This window comes from Peribacillus kribbensis DSM 17871 (genome assembly GCF_000430765.1).
In the GTDB taxonomy this organism is placed as follows: domain Bacteria; phylum Bacillota; class Bacilli; order Bacillales; family DSM-1321; genus Paraperibacillus; species Paraperibacillus kribbensis.
Genome location: NZ_AUMQ01000049.1, coordinates 1 through 15,941, shown reverse-complemented (window position 1 = coordinate 15,941; position 15,941 = coordinate 1). Strand labels below are relative to the sequence as shown.

At 42.0% G+C, this 15,941-nt stretch carries 20 protein-coding genes and 1 pseudogene; 4 read left to right on the top strand and 17 right to left on the bottom strand.

All coding sequences use genetic code 11. The annotated features are described in order from the left end of the window. Positions 1 to 604: 604 nt before the first annotated feature. Positions 605 to 838, bottom strand: a complete 234-nt coding sequence (locus tag H539_RS0110820; protein ID WP_026693521.1) for a hypothetical protein — start codon at positions 836 to 838, stop codon at positions 605 to 607. A gap of 123 nt (positions 839 to 961) precedes the next feature. Here H539_RS0110820 and pdaB point away from each other — a divergent pair, with 123 nt between their 5' ends. Beyond that, positions 962 to 1,714, top strand: a complete 753-nt coding sequence (pdaB, locus tag H539_RS0110815) for a polysaccharide deacetylase family sporulation protein PdaB (RefSeq protein ID WP_026693520.1) — start codon at positions 962 to 964, stop codon at positions 1,712 to 1,714. Positions 1,715 to 1,767: 53 nt separating this feature from the next. Here pdaB and H539_RS0110810 read toward each other — a convergent pair whose 3' ends face one another. After that, on the bottom strand, positions 1,768 to 2,379 hold the full coding sequence (locus tag H539_RS0110810) for a KinB-signaling pathway activation protein (protein WP_026693519.1): 612 nt from the start codon (positions 2,377 to 2,379) through the stop codon (positions 1,768 to 1,770). Between the two features lie 144 nt (positions 2,380 to 2,523). Here H539_RS0110810 and gerD point away from each other — a divergent pair, with 144 nt between their 5' ends. Continuing rightward, positions 2,524 to 3,150 (top strand): spore germination lipoprotein GerD, encoded by a 627-nt coding sequence (gene gerD / locus H539_RS0110800; protein WP_035322386.1) that lies wholly within the window; start codon positions 2,524 to 2,526, stop codon positions 3,148 to 3,150. Between the two features lie 46 nt (positions 3,151 to 3,196). Here the strand turns inward: gerD and H539_RS0110795 are convergent, their stop codons facing one another. The 4 genes from H539_RS0110795 to H539_RS0110775 form a co-directional block, all read right to left on the bottom strand. Continuing rightward, entirely contained in the window at positions 3,197 to 4,249 is a 1,053-nt protein-coding gene (locus H539_RS0110795; protein WP_026693517.1) for an Mrp/NBP35 family ATP-binding protein, read from the bottom strand. 88 nt (positions 4,250 to 4,337) lie between these two features. Continuing rightward, positions 4,338 to 5,045 carry an N-acetylmuramoyl-L-alanine amidase CwlD gene (gene cwlD, locus H539_RS0110790; protein ID WP_026693516.1) on the bottom strand — a complete coding sequence of 236 codons (708 nt, stop codon included), beginning with the start codon at positions 5,043 to 5,045 and terminating at the stop codon, positions 4,338 to 4,340. Between the two features lie 129 nt (positions 5,046 to 5,174). Next, positions 5,175 to 5,618 (bottom strand): YbaK family protein, encoded by a 444-nt coding sequence (locus H539_RS0110785; protein WP_026693515.1) that lies wholly within the window; start codon positions 5,616 to 5,618, stop codon positions 5,175 to 5,177. A gap of 523 nt (positions 5,619 to 6,141) precedes the next feature. Next, positions 6,142 to 6,735, bottom strand: coding sequence for a hypothetical protein (locus H539_RS0110775; RefSeq protein ID WP_245602162.1), 594 nt, complete (start codon positions 6,733 to 6,735; stop codon positions 6,142 to 6,144). A 559-nt stretch (positions 6,736 to 7,294) separates the two neighbouring features. On the opposite strand from H539_RS0110775, the gene H539_RS0110770 reads away from it, so the two are divergent. Continuing rightward, positions 7,295 to 7,558: a GlsB/YeaQ/YmgE family stress response membrane protein gene (locus H539_RS0110770; RefSeq protein WP_026693513.1), complete on the top strand. Its 264-nt coding sequence runs from the start codon at positions 7,295 to 7,297 to the stop codon at positions 7,556 to 7,558. A 528-nt stretch (positions 7,559 to 8,086) separates the two neighbouring features. On the opposite strand, the gene H539_RS0110760 is transcribed toward H539_RS0110770, so the two are convergent. From H539_RS0110760 to H539_RS32080, 3 genes are all read right to left on the bottom strand, one after another. Further along, positions 8,087 to 8,632: a response regulator gene (locus H539_RS0110760; protein WP_026693512.1), complete on the bottom strand. Its 546-nt coding sequence runs from the start codon at positions 8,630 to 8,632 to the stop codon at positions 8,087 to 8,089. A 72-nt stretch (positions 8,633 to 8,704) separates the two neighbouring features. Further along, positions 8,705 to 9,736, bottom strand: coding sequence for a Delta(5) desaturase DesA (gene desA / locus H539_RS0110755; protein ID WP_026693511.1), 1,032 nt, complete (start codon positions 9,734 to 9,736; stop codon positions 8,705 to 8,707). A gap of 285 nt (positions 9,737 to 10,021) precedes the next feature. Next, on the bottom strand, positions 10,022 to 10,237 hold the full coding sequence (locus tag H539_RS32080; RefSeq protein ID WP_026693510.1) for a hypothetical protein: 216 nt from the start codon (positions 10,235 to 10,237) through the stop codon (positions 10,022 to 10,024). A 143-nt stretch (positions 10,238 to 10,380) separates the two neighbouring features. On the opposite strand from H539_RS32080, the pseudogene H539_RS30755 reads away from it, so the two are divergent. Further along, positions 10,381 to 10,592 (top strand): annotated as a pseudogene (locus tag H539_RS30755) (tyrosine-type recombinase/integrase); the annotation flags it as partial. Positions 10,593 to 10,708: 116 nt separating this feature from the next. On the opposite strand, the gene rpsI reads toward H539_RS30755, so the two are convergent. The 8 genes from rpsI to H539_RS30750 all read right to left on the bottom strand — a co-directional run. After that, on the bottom strand, positions 10,709 to 11,101 hold the full coding sequence (gene rpsI, locus H539_RS0110740; protein ID WP_026693509.1) for a 30S ribosomal protein S9: 393 nt from the start codon (positions 11,099 to 11,101) through the stop codon (positions 10,709 to 10,711). Between the two features lie 18 nt (positions 11,102 to 11,119). Next, a complete protein-coding gene (rplM, locus tag H539_RS0110735) occupies positions 11,120 to 11,557 on the bottom strand; it encodes a 50S ribosomal protein L13 (protein WP_026693508.1) in 438 nt (145 codons plus the stop codon). Between the two features lie 216 nt (positions 11,558 to 11,773). Continuing rightward, the gene (gene truA / locus H539_RS0110730; protein WP_026693507.1) at positions 11,774 to 12,535 is read right to left on the bottom strand and encodes a tRNA pseudouridine(38-40) synthase TruA; all 762 of its coding nucleotides are present in this window, start codon (positions 12,533 to 12,535) and stop codon (positions 11,774 to 11,776) included. Between the two features lie 12 nt (positions 12,536 to 12,547). Further along, positions 12,548 to 13,345, bottom strand: a complete 798-nt coding sequence (locus H539_RS0110725) for an energy-coupling factor transporter transmembrane component T family protein (protein WP_026693506.1) — start codon at positions 13,343 to 13,345, stop codon at positions 12,548 to 12,550. Further along, on the bottom strand, positions 13,342 to 14,211 hold the full coding sequence (locus H539_RS0110720; protein ID WP_026693505.1) for an energy-coupling factor ABC transporter ATP-binding protein: 870 nt from the start codon (positions 14,209 to 14,211) through the stop codon (positions 13,342 to 13,344). Before H539_RS0110720 ends, H539_RS0110725 begins: the two co-directional genes overlap by 4 nt. Continuing rightward, complete coding sequence (locus H539_RS0110715) at positions 14,187 to 15,026, bottom strand: energy-coupling factor ABC transporter ATP-binding protein (RefSeq protein WP_026693504.1); 840 nt, start codon at positions 15,024 to 15,026, stop codon at positions 14,187 to 14,189. The genes H539_RS0110720 and H539_RS0110715 overlap by 25 nt, the downstream gene beginning before the upstream one ends. A gap of 328 nt (positions 15,027 to 15,354) precedes the next feature. Beyond that, positions 15,355 to 15,717 carry a 50S ribosomal protein L17 gene (gene rplQ / locus H539_RS0110710; protein WP_026693503.1) on the bottom strand — a complete coding sequence of 121 codons (363 nt, stop codon included), beginning with the start codon at positions 15,715 to 15,717 and terminating at the stop codon, positions 15,355 to 15,357. Positions 15,718 to 15,787: 70 nt separating this feature from the next. After that, on the bottom strand, positions 15,788 to 15,941 hold a 154-nt coding region (locus H539_RS30750), incomplete at its 5' end, for a DNA-directed RNA polymerase subunit alpha C-terminal domain-containing protein (protein ID WP_281171412.1).

Sequence of the window (15,941 nt, the reverse complement as noted above, 5' to 3'; positions counted from 1 at the left end):
AAGAAAATAACGTTGGCGTCTTGTTTCGTTCAGTTTTCAAAGAGCATTCATGTTAATCAGTAATGGTCAACTCCGTTAGAAGCGACCTCCTTAATATAACATCTTTAATTCGTTGTTGTCAACAACTTTTTTCAACTTTTTTAAGTGAGTTTGTGTTGTTCAGCAGCAACGTTTATAACTATACCAGCTGCCAAGCGCTTCGTCAATGACTTTTTTAAGATAATTTTGCAGTATAAATAAGACCCTGGCTGCTCCACGTTACTGGGCTGGACGGCAAGTAGTATAGGGCCAAAATTCCGGATCCCTCAGCAGGTTAAATGATCTATGAGGCCAGGTGCCTGTTGTTGATCAGAGGAAGCGCTGGTTTAAAATATGATCTTATATTATCTAATGATCCTAAAATCCAGGAAATGACCGTAAATCTCCATTTTATGGTCCAGCCATCAGGTAAGTCCGTGATCTCGTACACTCGTTCATGATAACCGCTTCCCAGTTATCTTTTCACTACTGCAAGAATAGCAGACACTTGATCCATGAGCCAAAGCTCATCCATTCCCCATCCTCTGGGTACCGAAATAAACTTTATAAGGTTTATCCCGCTTGATTAGTTTCTCTCCATCCCTTCTTTTTCAGATGTGCGCATATAAAGGAGACATTCCTTCGGCGGTGCTACTCTTTTGAATAACTTAAATAAGATTTTATATCGTTCCTCCATGGACCGTTTTACAATAAGTTCAATTCGAGAGTCGCTTAAATCAAATAATATTTCGTCCATTTCTCTTTTGATCAAGTACTCCATTTCTCTTATCTCTTTTTCAGTTACCAAAAGACCCATCATAAGACCACTCCTGTATGTTTTTACCTATTTTTCACCATGCAGCCCGTATTTATGTTTGTTTTGGTCTATTTATTTCACAGATGCATAGGATGTAGACAAGAGTCCATGGACGAGGTGACCATAATGAATCATTTTTATTCAGCGCACATCAAAAGGGTGAAGCAATATACACTTGTTATTATCGCTGCTTTTTTTACCGCTCTATTCTTCTATGCCCAGTCTGTTTATCACTTTTCCGTTTTTTCCACCGCTTCAGGGCCAAAAGCCATCTATAAGGGAGAAAGAGATCTGGCTCTCACCTTTAATATTGGATGGGGAGATGTACGGGCCGAGCCTATACTGGATGTATTAAAGAAGGAGCAGGTTCCTTCAGCCACCTTCTTCCTTTCTGGTTCATGGGCGGAGAGGCATCCGCAGATTGTAGAGCGGATTGTCAAACAGGGCTATGAAATCGGCATGCTCGGTTATGGATATAAGGATTATTCAAATATGGAGGAGCAGGAAATCGCCCGTGATATTTCCAAAGCCCAGGAAGTGTTCCGAAAGTTAAATGTAAAAGATATTGAGCTGATCCGGTCACCTACCGGGCATTTTGATAAGAGGCTTCTAAAGGTTGGCGAAAGGTATGGATATACCGTGGTCCACTGGAGTCTCAATTCGGAGGATTGGACGAATCCAGGGGTTCAAAAGATCGTTTCGAATGTTGATGGAGCTGAAAAGGGAGAGATCATCCTTATGCACGCCTCTGATTCTGCCAAACAAACAGCCAAGGCCCTGCCGCTTGTCATCCGCACTTTGAAGGACAAAGGGATGAAATTTATCAGTGTTTCGGAGATGATTGCGAACTCAAAAGCTAAAAGCGAGGAAATAAGATAAGCTTCCGGACCATCAAAATACAAAATAAAAACCGCCTCCGAAGGCGGTTTAATTTATTTCAACTCTACCTCCCTTTGAGACCTCGCATTGAAGGATCCCAGGGTAAGCAGCTGATAGGCATTGCATACCAGAAGCGGAATCAGCATAAAAAGCATCCAGTTTTTATCATTGGTCCTCAGTACAGGCACCCATTCAATAACAGTAACAACCGTCATGAAAAAGACAGCCGGAACAAATGCCCTTTTATTGGTAAGGTTAACTTTATACCAGGCAGCAGCCAGTCCTACAATCAAGAGAACCGCACTGTAGACTGCATACATCCAGCGATCACCTTTATCACCAAACCATATTGGAGCAAAATAAATTAAATCAAATAATAAAAAGGCAATCAAAACAATCTGTACTCCGTTCCAGGCAGTTCCGAAGATTCCCAGTCCCAGCCTATGGACGGTTAAATAGGCAAAAAAACTCAACTGGCTGATTACGCTGAATAACAAACCAAGGCCGACAAGCATGAGCAAGGTCATGAAGAATTCACCGAATTCCCTTTTCCCAAGAAGAGGTTCAAGTTCTCCCCACCTTGCGAAGAGTCCGATCAAACCCGCTGTTATTCCACCTAAAATCAATGTTGTGAATAAAAATCTAACGAGGTTCCGGCTGTTCAATTTTCTTTCCCCCAACGTTTTTCTTATTGTCTTCCTGATTGTACCAACCTGCATTAGAAAAATCTAGGTGCCATCTGAAAAGAGAATAATTTGTCCCGGGTAACATCATATTAAGAATATCCGAAATAAGAAAGGGGTTTCCCAATGAGATACGGAGCCTTGCTTCTTCTTATCTCCTCCTTTTTCCTCGCATTAGCCGGGTGTAATCAAAATCAGGGAACACACCAAGCAGAGAAAGTGGACTACGAAGAAACAAAAAAAATGGTCGTAGACATTATCAAATCAGAAGATGGAAAAAAAGCATTTCAGCAAGTATTAACTGATCCCAAAATGAGGGAGCAGTTCGTTTTAGATGATAAACTGGTCACGTCGACAATCGAAAAGAATCTGACAACTGACCAGGGAAAATCTTTCTGGGAAAAGAATTTTAAAGATCCCAAATTTGCTTCAGCCTACGCTAAAAGCTTAAAAGGGGAGCACGAACAGCTTTTAAAGGACCTTATGAAGGATCCAGGCTACCGGCAGCAGATCCTGGGGCTTATGAAGGATCCTCAGCTTGAGGATGAATACCTCAAGGTGCTGCAGAGTCAAAAATACAGGGACAGCATCAAAAAACTGATGCTCGAAACCATGGAAAGCCCGCTGTTCCAGGTTAGAATGCAGGATATTTTCATCAAAGCCGCACAGGAAATTCCTTCGTCCAAACAAAAAAGCGGAGGCGGCCAGCAAAGTGGCAGTCAAGGCGGCGGCGGGCAAGGCGGAGGACAATAAATAGAGGGCTGCCTGAGAACAACACATTCAGGCAGCCCTTCTAGTATTAACCTAAGATAGTCACAATTCTTTCAGAAATATTCGTAAATATTTTCCCGGTTGGATGGTCTTCCGCATAGATGGATGGAGCGAAGTCTTCATCGTTCCAATCCGGCTGCTGAAGCGGAAGCTGGCCAAGTACCTCTGTATTCAATTCATCAGCAAGCTTTTCTCCGCCGCCTTTTCCGAATACATATTCCTTTTCTCCGGTAACCTGGCTTTCAAAATAGGACATGTTCTCGATAACCCCTATTACCTCATGCTCTGTTTTAATAGCCATAGCTCCCGCACGGGCTGCAACAAATGCTGCTGTAGGATGCGGAGTTGTCACAATAATTTCCTTGCAGGAAGGCAACATAGAATGGACATCAAGTGCCACATCCCCTGTGCCTGGAGGAAGGTCCAGAAGAAGGTAATCCAGCTCTCCCCACTCCACTTCTGTAAAGAAACTGTTCAGCATTTTACCGAGCATTGGCCCCCTCCAAATAATAGGGGAATTATCTTCAACAAAAAATCCCATTGAGACAACTTTTACACCCTTCCGTTCTACGGGGATGATCTTCTCCCCTCTGACAACAGGCCGTTTGGTGATTCCCATCATGTCTGGTACGCTAAAGCCATAAATGTCTGCATCAATCAGACCTACCTTTTTGCCTAGGCGGGCAAGGGAAACGGCCAGATTGACGGATACAGTAGATTTCCCTACACCGCCTTTACCGCTCGCGATTGCTATAAAGGTGGTTTTTGCCCCTGGTGATAATAGTCCCTGGCTTTCCTGAGGCATAGAGCTTCTGTGGCGCTGCAGCTCTTCTTCTGGAAGCTCTGAGAACCGGATGCCTACTGTGGCAGCTCCTGCTTTTTTTAGGGAATCGACAACGGCAGTCTGCAGTTTAAGCTGTTCGCCTGTCCCTGTTTTTGCTATGGCCACCTTTACGCTGACATGATTCTTTTCCGGCTTGATTTTAATCTCCTGGATGGCATTCAGCTCATCAAGAGTCTTATTTAGAAATGGGTCCTTCAGCCCCTTAATCGCATCTTTTACTTGTTGCTCCGTTAACAAAATCTCCACCGCCTCGTTTGAATTCGTTTCCACACACATTATAGCACAACAACCAGTCATCCAAAAAAACGGTGCTCGAATATTATAATTACTTGATGTCTTCCTCTGTAAAGTATCGAGATATTCCCTTATAAATGGCCGAAGCGATTTTTTCCTGATAAATATCGCTTTGAAGCTGTACCTTTTCCCTTGGATTGGATAGAAACCCTATTTCCACAAGAGCTCCAGGCTTTGTAGCCCTCTTCATGAGATATATAGTATTTAGTGCCTTGGCTTCCCTGGATGTATTTTCCATGCTCCGCCTGATTTCATGCTGAATGAGCTTGGCCGCACGTTGATTTTCTTCGTATCTTGTAGAATAAAAAGTCTGCGCACCGCTCCAGTGGCTTGAAGGAAAGGAATTAAGGTGCAGAGTGATATAGAGGTCCGCCTCCGATTTGTTTATAAACTCCACTCTTCTTCTTAGATCCTCTCTTTTCCTGTTTCTGAGCCCTTTGGTTTCTTGATCGGCAAGATCCTTATCCTCCTCTCGTGTAAGCATGACAAGAGCTCCCTGTTCCTGCAGATAGTCCCTGATTTTTTTAGATACCGAAAGGGCAATCTCCTTTTCTAGGGCAGATCCGTTGGTAGCCCCTGCGTCCGGTCCTCCATGACCCGGATCAATGATGACGATCTTACCGGATAAGGGAAGGCTCCATGGCTTCCACGAATCGTGGTCAATGATTTTAAAGGTTATAAGTAAAAACAAGAGAGTTATTCCAATAGCAATCCCGCTGTATTTCCATTTCTTCTTCAAAATAAATAACCTCCCGCTTGTCCAGTTATTCATAAGAGTCCTTTCTGATCCAGCAGCCTTATAAGCGTCTGTATGAGAAAAAACATTTATAATAACATATGGGACAAGGGGAGGAATTAGAACTATCCTTTAGTGCAGCCGCATTTTATACATTTTTTGTCCTTTTTCAAATCCATCTAGCCACCAGAGTTCCACATATCGTTCACATTCATAGTAGAGGGATTCGCTTATATAATCCTGAGCTTCGGCCTTTCCCCAATACAAAAGGAAGTTAAATAAGGTGTCAATCAGATGCTTTTCATCCTTCTGGCACCTTTCTTTCACCGATTCCATACTTTCACCGTGATAACCGAATTTACTGAAGTGGGCTCCGAGGAGATATGCTTCGATCGCAACATCATAACAGCCTTCCTCCAGGACCTGTGAAAAGGAAAGGCTGAATAGCCGGTTATGGCCAAATTGTTCTTGAACCCGCTTCTTTAATTGCTCTATCGAAAGCTCGCGCAAAACCTTTCGTTCATATTTCACCTGTTTTTCGCGCTGCTTTTCTTTCAATGTGGTAATGACATTCATTGCTGCACCTCTTTCAGGTTTGACAAGGGCTAATGAGAAACCTTAGCCTTTTTTACTGCTTCACCTATGATTTCTCTGAGCTTAGTTTCTGCCTGCCTTGAAATAGCATTCTTCTCTATTGCAAATTGTACTTTGGGAATTATTTTAAGGGAACACGGATGTCCAAATGGGAATACTATTCAAAAATCACTCACATAAAAAAGGGCCAAAAGCAGGGGGCGATTTACATAATGATCCTTCCAAAGAACTGGATGATGACTCCCCCTTTCCCTTGCCTGGGTAAACTAATGGATCGCCCGAGCTCCGCTTGAATAGAGTGAAGGGGTACTTTTTCAAAAAAAGGAAAGGTTTATTTCAGATTATTCATTGATGATTCGTCCTCATGCCATTATCCTTAAATATCACAGTAAAATTGCTTAAGAGCCGTGTATGGTTCAAAGAAAAATAAGGTGGATTATTAAAGAAGCCTGGAGGGCAGATATCTAAATAAACTTTTTAAAGGAGAAGAAGGCGGGCCTTACATTTATGGAATGAGCTTTCTTAATATACTCCTCCAGGATATCTTATTTTTTTCGGCCACTAAATAAACCGCAGTCTCTTGGAGCGACTTTTTAGTCTCAAGCAAGCTATCATAAAGGGAAGAGAAGGTTTCCGCCTGGGCTTGCCTTTCTTCTTCCTGAGTTCCCCTAACTTCCTTGATAATCTCTTTCATCTCCTGTATCTCGCGAAGAAGGTCTTTATTCTGACTTTTGATTTTATTTTGATTCATACGGGCTTGTTCATTTTGTTGTACTAGGAAACTCATCAGCCTCTTCATATCCTCCATTTCTTGATTTACGGAAACAAGAGATTTATTTTCTTCTGGATCATAAGTGATGGTTACACGCACACCACTTTCTTCAAGCTTGGAATTGACTTCCTCTTTTTTTAAACCTTCCGAATAAAACTTCCGTATGAGTTTAATCTTTTCCACTTCCGAAACATGAACTCTATAGCGATTATGTTCTTTTTTGAAATTAAGATATTCTTCATGTTCTATAAGATAACGTTTAAGACTGTTTTCGGGAATGTCAGGCAGGAGGTCTTTCAATTCCTTCATGGTTAGATATGGATTCATCAATGCTTTCAACACCTTTCACGTCGTTCAACCACCCACTCATCAACACAACAACCATTAATTTTTTACTTTAGCAACGAACCACCGACAAACCATCCATTTACTCTATCTATTATTCTTCCTGTTTATTTTATTTCCCTTTCTATTAGGGCAAGGGAAAGACGTGTTTTTTCTACATATTCCGCTTTTAAGAAACTCGATGATCATTTCGAAAGAAAGATGAAGTGTAAGGGCCCTCTAACCTGTTCATTTAGCCCAATAACAAAAGGCTGGCAAAGCGGATAAAACGATTTTTAACTAACGCACCCGTTAGCTTAGCATGGTGAAGTTGATTCTCGGGAATTCAGTTTTAGGGATTTGCTTTTCAACCAGTGATTATAAAACATTTTCAACCTGCCCATTATTAAACACTCGGGTTGCAACCCAATGATTGCCAATGAGCTTTCGCCACTTGTTATTGGAAAAGACTGAAAAAATCTTCTTTGGTTTAAAAGATATCTGTAGAGGGCAGATATAAATATGCGGTGACGCTGAAAATAAGTGAAGGAGACTTGATATGATGGAATTTTTATGGTCATTAATTATAGGTGGCATTATTGGTTGGTTAGCTGGAATGATTCTAGGCCGTGACGTTCCAGGAGGCGTAATTGGAAATATCATCGCCGGGTTTATTGGTGCCTGGTTAGGCGGATTGATTTTTGGTGATTGGGGTCCTCATATTGCCGGTTTTGCCATTCTTCCAGCTTTGATAGGAGCTATAATTTTAATCCTTATTGTTAGTTTTATTATGAAATCTGTAAGAGGACGAAATCACAGACATTAATAACACTATCATCTTAACTTAATTAATAGAAGGCAATGACCCTTCAAAAAAGGTAAAACTCTATATTTTCAGAGTTTTACCTTTTTTTGTTTTTTTCGATATAACCCTCATTGGCTTCACTAATACGGCTGCCGTAGCAGCATATCTTCTTCAACTAACGCACCCGTTAGCCATCCATGAATCGCACAGTTCAGCGATTCACCAATAGGCTGTGCAGACTATACTGTTTAATGCTGGAGAAGAAGGTCTTTGAACTATGGTGCCTTAGAGCCCATCCGTAACAACTCCTTCTGCACTGGTCTCATAAATTATTCTGTTATTTTGGTAGGCATTATTCCTGCCTTTTAGATTTGCTGTGGCCCACTTTAGACTGATATCCGACAAAAAATAGGAACCGTGAGTTTCCATCCTTATAATCAACAAAAACTCCTTCCCAAACTAAATGAGTTCAAAATATATTATATAAATATCATAAGTAGTCAAAAGTAGGTTCCTGAGCGGATCCTTATTGTGATATTAAAAATATTTCTACCCGGTCGGTAATTTCATTTTACCTTTAATGGTTGAAAGATATTTCCTTACAGTCCCAATCGTGTTATTTTGCTGATTAGAGGCTTCGTTTGAGTTAGGACTATCTGCCATCAGTCCTAACACTTCCATTTCGCGTTCGTTTTTATCGGAGGCATCATCTATAAGTTCGGGAGAGTAAATTCTCTTTCCATCCATGATGCCGCGTATCGAGCTGGCTAACACGTCGCTCGGGCTATCTTTCAATAAATAACCTCTTACATTAGCCTTTAAAGCACGTTGAAAATAACCATTCCTTCTAAAAGTTGTCAAAATGATTACCTTGTATTCAAATGGCTGTAAAGCTTCTGCTGCCTCAAGTCCGCTCTTTTCAGGCATTTCTATATCCATGATGCATACATCCGGCTGCAATTCGTGCACTAGGGTAAGTGCTTCGTCCCCATTACTCGCTAGCCCGACAACTTCTATATCTTCTTCAAGATTGAGTAGAGAACTAATTGCCTCTAACAGCATTTCCTGATCCTCTGCAATTACAATTCGTATCATTTAGATATCTCCTTATCGGGCTTTATTAAAAAGACTCCCCTGAATACGAATGATTAAGGGGAGTCTGGCCCGTTATAGTTCAGGTTTCACTTGAACAGAAACACTTTTCTTCGTTAAATATTTTACTTCTTTAAAGCTGATGAAATTCTTGTTTTTCTCATCCCACAGGCGGAAACGGATCGACTGCAAGCTTGTAGCAAGAGTAATTGTCGGTACGTTCTTTAAAGGAAGCGTATTATTGTGTGCCTCTTCTAATTTATAGTTAGGGATCCTTGGACTTAAATGATGAACATGATGGTATCCGATATTACCAGTAAGGAATTGCATCAATTTTGGAAGCTTATAAAAAGAACTTCCTTCCACTGCTGCTAATACATATTCCCAGTCCTTATTTTCTTCAAAATAAGAATCCTCAAAAGTATGCTGTACGTAAAACAGCCAGATGCCCACTGAACCTGATATTAAGAATATGGAGCCTTGTACTAAAAGGAATGACTGCCAACCAACTGCCAAGCAAAGTACTCCTGCTAAAACAACGATTAGTACATTCGTCAAATAGGTATTCCTTTTTTCCTTCTTTCTAGCACCTTTTCTGTTAAATCTATTCTTAATAAGGAAAACATAAATTGGACCTATTCCAAACATAACCAATGGATTGCGATAAAAACGATAGGCTAAACGAAGTTTAAGCGGTGCTGCCAAATATTCATCCACTGTAAGAGTCCAAATATCTCCTGTGCCTCGCTTATCTAAATTACCACTTGTAGCGTGATGAACAGAATGCTCATGTCCCCATTGATCAAACGGGAATAAAGTTAGAACACCCATTCCTGTTCCCACGATTCTATTGGCACGGCGGCTTTTAAAAAAGGAATGATGCGTACAATCATGAAAAATAATGAAAATACGAGTCAAGAATCCAGCAGCTATCACAACTGGAACTAATGTTAACCAATAAGAAACGGACAGGCTCAAATACGCCAGGTACCATAAGATAATAAATGGCCCGATTGTATTGATAACCTGCCATATACTTTCCTTCGTCGTAGATTTTTCAAATGGAGCAATTTGTTTCCTCAAGTTTTTTGTATTTTGTAAGGTCATTGTTCAAATGCACTTCCTTTTATTGTGCTGTTACTTCATATTATAAAGGAAGGATAAGGACATTATTAGTACCAGATGTCATGTCTAGGATATGACAAATGTCATGTGCAAATTTAATTCAAGCTACACTTTTTGTAATAAAAAAATTACAATAAATTGGTTCCAAGATTCACCTTAGAGTCATTCCGAAGAATCTCGTAGGGTAGGTCCGAAAAGGCGCTTGAATCGGACACATTCCCTCCTTTAACCATAAATCGCTCGGACACTCTGAGAAATTCCCCTGGGTTATTTCTTAGTAGGTCTAGGGATATTGAACTCCACTGTTATATTACTATTTTGGTTTACTTCCTGTTTCTCCAAGGCCTTAAATCCAGCTCTGTCTAGAAAATCTTTCGCAACTTGATACCGAATCATAGGATTAACATCCTTATCTTCTAAGATTTCTCGTAACACCTTGCGAGCTTCCATTGCATCAATCAAAAAGTGGGCCCGAATAGACATTTCCATTTCTCCACTTATTGATTTTATTAAGGCTTTTATTTTCTCCTTCTTTAGCATGGTACTGGCAATTACGCTAGCATTCTTTTCAGAATATCCGGCTTTAACCGCTGATAGTGTTCCATTGTTTGTTTTGACATAGCTCTATAAAAAAACATAATCTTCATCCAATCACTAATCCATGGATTACGCCATACCCACGCCCTCCCTCTTGTTTGAGGCTGGTGCAAGAATAAAGGAGGTCCAGGAACGTTTGGGGCATTCAGACATTCAAATGACAATGAATATTTACACGCACGTCACGGATTATATAAAAGAGCAAACGGCACAAAAATTTCAAAAGTCCATTGAGCTATGATATATGCGTAAAACGTGGTCAAAAATATATCGTGGTCAAAATGTGGTCAAAAGCGTTTTTCAGAAATAAAAAAGACCCCCAACCAAATCGGTTGAGAGTCTTTGAAGCGTTGATAATTAACGCTTTGAGAACTGAGGTGCACGACGAGCGCCTTTAAGACCGTATTTTTTACGTTCTTTCATACGAGCGTCACGAGTAAGTAGACCTGCAGATTTCAATGAACCGCGGAATTCTGGATCAGCTTGCAGCAATGCACGGGAAATACCGTGACGGATTGCGCCTGCTTGGCCAGTATAACCGCCGCCTTTTACAGTTACAAGAGCATCGTAGCTGCCAACTGTATCTGTGTTGTTAAGAGGCTGTTTAACAACCTCGCGTAGTGCTTCGAATGGGATGTAGTCGTTGATATCACGGCCGTTAATTACGATGCGTCCGTCGCCTGGTACTAAACGTACACGTGCTACGGAGCTCTTACGACGACCAGTTCCATAATATTGTACCTGAGCCATTATAAAGTCCTCCTTATATTATCCGCGTAGTTCGTACACTTCAGGCTGTTGAGCTTGGTGCGGATGCTCGCTGCCAGCGTATACGTGTAATTTTTTAAACATTTGACGGCCTAGAGAGTTTTTAGGAAGCATGCCTTTAATAGCAAGCTCGATCATTTTCTCAGCGTAGTTTGTACGCATTTCTAGAGCTGTTCTAGTTTTAAGACCACCTGGGTGTAAGCTGTGGCGGTAGTAGATTTTGTCAGTAAGCTTTTTGCCTGTAAGGTTTACTTTAGATGCATTAAGAATGATTACGTGATCACCAGTGTCAACGTTTGGTGTGAAAACTGGCTTATTTTTTCCACGCAAGATAGCTGCTACTTCACTTGCAAGGCGACCAAGAGTCTTGCCTTCAGCGTCGATAACGAACCATTTACGTTCAATTTCATTAGCTTTCGCCATAAATGTCGTGCGCATGGTTATCCTCCTATTAAATCGTTGGTTATATTTATTATCAATCACGGTAAGTCTTCCGGGGCTTAGCGTGGGGTTTAAATATCATACCTATGATATAATATAATTTTTAGACTGTAATGTCAAGAAAATGTTACACCAGGATTAGTTGTCCTAAACTTGGACAATCCCTACAGCCATAAGCTTTTTTTCTCAAACAAAAAGCCCTTCGAAAAAATTTTAATTTTTTTCCAAATCCCTGCTGCTGTAAAAAACCTTCCAAAGATACAAGCCATGGCCTGGAGCCGTCTTTCCCGCATGCTTACGGTCCCTCTTCTCAAGGATCTCCTTAAGCTCCTCCGGTCTTCGCTTCCCGATCCCAGCTTCGAGGATGGTGCCTGTCAGAATCCTCACCATATTATATAAAAAGCCGTTTCCGACAAAGCGGAAAATGAGTTCATTTTTCTGCTCAATCAGCTCAATATTCATAATGGTCCGCACCTTATCCTCCACTTCAGTCTTTGCCGAGCAGAAGCTTGTGAAGTCATGAGTGCCGATTAAGTGCTTGGCAGACTCTCTCATGGCCTCTAAATTGAGGTTCCAGCCTGGCTGATAGGCAAAATGGCGGCGGAAGGGATCTTTGTCCTTCTCAAGAGAAACCACATAGCGATATTCCTTTCCCTTTGCATCAAACCGGGCATGGAAATCAGGAGGAACAGGGGAGATCTCCTTGACAGAAATATCATCAGGAAGCAGGGTATTAAGGGCCTTCAGCCAATTTTCCTCCGCCATATTCAAGGAAGAATCAAAGTGGATAACCTGGCCTCTCGCATGGACGCCGGCATCCGTCCTTCCAGAAGCCGTCACCTTGACGCTGCTTCCTTTATGAAGTTTTTCAAGGATTGACTCCAGTACCCCCTGAACTGTCCGTTTCTGCGGCTGTATCTGATAGCCGGCAAAATGGGTCCCATCATATACAATTATGCATTTATATCGTTTCATTCTCCGGCTCCATTATGTTCGAAATACGATCAAAAGAATTCCCAGGATACATATCGCCAGAACCAAGTACGTATCTTTTCTCTCCCAGCGCAGCAGCCTGAATTTCGTCCTTCCTTCCCCTCCGCGGTAGCCTCTTGATTCCATTGCGACCGCAAGCTCCTCCGCCCTCTTAAAGGAGCTGACAAAAAGGGGAATTAACAGGGGCACTACCGCCTTCATCCTGCTTGTAACCGGACCGCTTGAAAACTCGGTCCCCCTGGCTGCCTGAGCCTTCATAATCTTGTCTGTTTCCTCAAGCAGGGTTGGAATGAACCGAAGGGAAATGGACATCATAAGAGCCAGCTCATGGACGGGCAGCTTCCATTTTTTCAGCGGGTTAAAAAGTGTCTCCAGGCCATCTGTAAGGGAGATGGGCGTTGTAGTCAGTGTCAGGATTGAGGTTATGACTATCAGGAAAGCAAATCGAAGGGATATAAAGATTCCCTGGCGTAAGCCTCCGCTGTATATTTCAATCACATTCCATTTATAAAGCAGTTCTCCTTCTTTTGTGAAAAAAAGATGCAGAAGAAAGGTAAATAGAATAAGAATTAGAACTGGCTTTAAACCATTTATTAAAAATCGTGCCGGTACTTTAGATAGTTTGACAATTGCCAGGGTAAACACAGCAACCAATGCATAAGAAACCACATTGTTTGCAAGGAAAATGACAAATACAAACAAGAATACCATAATCAGCTTGGACCGTGGATCCATTTTGTGGATAGCAGAGTCTGCAGGCACATAACGGCCAAATATCAGCTTATCCATCATGAAAGATCACCTCTTTTCATGCTGGCGGCAATTTCAGACGTCAGTTCATCCAGGGACAGGCATATGCGTCCAAATTTCAGCCCAGTGGACCTTTCAAGCATCAGCTGCACCTTCACAGTATTGGGAACATCAAGCCCAAGTTCTGCAAGCTCCGCGGAACGGGAAAAGATGTCTCTCGGCTTCCCTCTTTCAAATACACTTCCCTTATGCATGACAACAATCTCGTCTGCGTACCTGGCAGCGTCCTCCATACTATGGGTCACAAGGATGGTAGATATGCCAGAGTCCTTGTGGATGGAATAAAACAAATCCATAATTTCTTTGCGGCCTCTAGGATCCAGCCCTGCAGTCGGTTCATCAAGAACCAGCACCTCCGGCTGCATGGCAAGCACACCCGCAATGGCAACTCTCCTCATTTGTCCTCCTGAAAGGTCAAAGGGGGATTTCTCAAGGATCTCTTCGCCCAGTCCTACTTTGGTGATTGATTCTTTGGCCAGGCGGATCGCTTCCTCTTCCGAAACGCCAAAATTCATTGGCCCAAAACAAATGTCTTTTAAAACCGTCTCTTCAAACAATTGATGCTCTGGAAACTGAAAAACGATCCCGACCCGCTTCCGGATGGCCTTCAGGTTCTTTTCCTTTTTACCTGCAGTGATTCTCTGCTCCCCTACCTGGATGTATCCTTTGGTAGGCTGAAGCAGCCCGTTTAAATGCTGCAACAGGGTAGATTTTCCTGACCCTGTATGCCCAATTACTGCCAGATAGGTTCCTGACGGGATATCGATTGTTACATCGGTTAATGCCGCCCTTTCAAAGGGGGTATTTACCTGATACTTGTGCTCTACATTTTGGAGATTAATTCGCATAGGTCATTCACCAGCTCTTCGTCGGTTAGATGGATTTGGGACAGTTCAATACCTTGTTCTCTCAGGCTGGAGCTCAATTTTACGGGAAAAGGAATATCCAGCCCCAAACTGATCAATTCTTCTTCAAGAAGAAATATATCTTTTGGAGTTCCTTCTTTATACACAGAGCCTTGATTCATAACAATCATACGATCAGCACGGGCTGCCTCTTCAAGATCATGTGTAATGGAAATAACGGTTACACCCCGTTCTTCCATAAGCATTCTTACGGTCTCAAGCACTTCCTCCCTGCCTTTGGGATCCAGCATGGAAGTGGATTCATCCAGGATAATGACACTAGGGCTAAGGGCAACAACTCCGGCAATAGCTACTCTCTGTTTTTGCCCGCCTGATAGATGGTGCGGCTCTTGATTAAGAAATTGGTCCATGTTTACCTTATGAAGGGCATCGCCGACTCGCGTTATCATTTCTTCTCTTGGGATACCGGCATTTTCTAAGCCAAAAGCCACATCATCCTGGACAGTGGTGCCGACAAACTGATTATCAGGGTTTTGAAAGACCATGCCAATCTGTCTCCGTACATCCCAGACCGTTTCTTCTGTTAATTCTTTTTCTTTAACAAGAATGCGTCCGCTCTCAGGAAACAGCAGACCATTCAGCAATTTAGCTAAAGTAGACTTTCCAGAACCATTATGACCGACAATCGCCAGCCACTCACCCTCAAATATTTCAAAGGAAACGTGATCTACTGCATTACGCTCTTGTCCATCATACTTAAACACAACCTGTTCGAGCTTCACAATCGTTTCTCCCATTTCTCCCATAACTCCTATCCTCCTCTGTCTCTGCTATTCTCTTCTAAAAAAAGGTATAAAAAAACGCTGCACCCCTACCACAAGAAAGGCAAAGCCTTTTCCTGGATTAAGAACAGCTTAGAGCATCCTATATCAAATAAGAGCATATGACACTTTCATCGGCATGAAAGCAGGAGGGGTGCGAGAGCTAGACGGGCCGGACAGAATCACCGGTCATCGTAACACTCTATTAGCGTATTGCAATTGCATAAAAAGCCTGGTTTAACTGATAAGAAAAAAGGGCAAAGACAAGTTAGTTCGGAACTGTCCTGCCCTTCCTATACCGCTATTAAACTAACTCGATAATTACCATTGGTGCGCCGTCTCCGCGACGTGGACCAACTTTCATGATACGAGTGTAACCGCCTTGACGTTCCTCATAACGAGGTGCGATATCACTGAATAATTTTTGAAGAGCATCTTGCCCGCTTTCAGCGTTTGCTACTTCGTTACGGATGAATGCTGCAGCTTGACGGCGTGCATGCAAGTCACCGCGCTTACCTAAAGTGATCATTTTTTCAACAACAGAACGTAATTCTTTCGCTTTTGCTTCTGTTGTTTCAATACGCTCACTTACGATTAGGTCAGTTGCTAAATCACGAAGTAAAGCTTTACGTTGAGAGCTAGTGCGTCCTAACTTTCTGTAACCCATTGAGAGATTCCCTCCTTTTTTGAAGTCATTATCTATTTAGCCTGGTCAGGAAAGGACCTGCATGAAACAATCAGTCGTCTTTTCGTAAACCTAAGCCTAGTTCTTCTAATTTCGCTTTCACTTCTTCAATTTTATGAGCAAGCTCTTGAACGGTATTGATTCCAGCACGCTTTAAACAGTTATAAGAACGAACAGAAAGGTCAAGTTCTTCAATAGTCATTTCA

Coding starts and splice junctions, on each gene's coding strand:
- H539_RS0110770 (WP_026693513.1), top strand. CDS start 7,295: ATGGAATTTTTATGGTCATTAATTATAGGTGGCATTATTGGTTGGTTA.
- H539_RS0110715 (WP_026693504.1), bottom strand. CDS start 15,026: ATGGGAGAAACGATTGTGAAGCTCGAACAGGTTGTGTTTAAGTATGAT.
- H539_RS0110775 (WP_245602162.1), bottom strand. CDS start 6,735: ATGAATCCATATCTAACCATGAAGGAATTGAAAGACCTCCTGCCTGAC.
- H539_RS0110820 (WP_026693521.1), bottom strand. CDS start 838: ATGATGGGTCTTTTGGTAACTGAAAAAGAGATAAGAGAAATGGAGTAC.
- gerD (WP_035322386.1), top strand. CDS start 2,524: ATGAGATACGGAGCCTTGCTTCTTCTTATCTCCTCCTTTTTCCTCGCA.
- rpsI (WP_026693509.1), bottom strand. CDS start 11,101: ATGGCTCAGGTACAATATTATGGAACTGGTCGTCGTAAGAGCTCCGTA.
- desA (WP_026693511.1), bottom strand. CDS start 9,736: ATGACCTTACAAAATACAAAAAACTTGAGGAAACAAATTGCTCCATTT.
- pdaB (WP_026693520.1), top strand. CDS start 962: ATGAATCATTTTTATTCAGCGCACATCAAAAGGGTGAAGCAATATACA.
- H539_RS0110720 (WP_026693505.1), bottom strand. CDS start 14,211: ATGCGAATTAATCTCCAAAATGTAGAGCACAAGTATCAGGTAAATACC.
- rplQ (WP_026693503.1), bottom strand. CDS start 15,717: ATGGGTTACAGAAAGTTAGGACGCACTAGCTCTCAACGTAAAGCTTTA.
- rplM (WP_026693508.1), bottom strand. CDS start 11,557: ATGCGCACGACATTTATGGCGAAAGCTAATGAAATTGAACGTAAATGG.
- H539_RS0110725 (WP_026693506.1), bottom strand. CDS start 13,345: ATGATGGATAAGCTGATATTTGGCCGTTATGTGCCTGCAGACTCTGCT.
- H539_RS32080 (WP_026693510.1), bottom strand. CDS start 10,237: ATGTCTATTCGGGCCCACTTTTTGATTGATGCAATGGAAGCTCGCAAG.
- H539_RS0110760 (WP_026693512.1), bottom strand. CDS start 8,632: ATGATACGAATTGTAATTGCAGAGGATCAGGAAATGCTGTTAGAGGCA.
- truA (WP_026693507.1), bottom strand. CDS start 12,535: ATGAAACGATATAAATGCATAATTGTATATGATGGGACCCATTTTGCC.
- H539_RS0110785 (WP_026693515.1), bottom strand. CDS start 5,618: ATGAATGTCATTACCACATTGAAAGAAAAGCAGCGCGAAAAACAGGTG.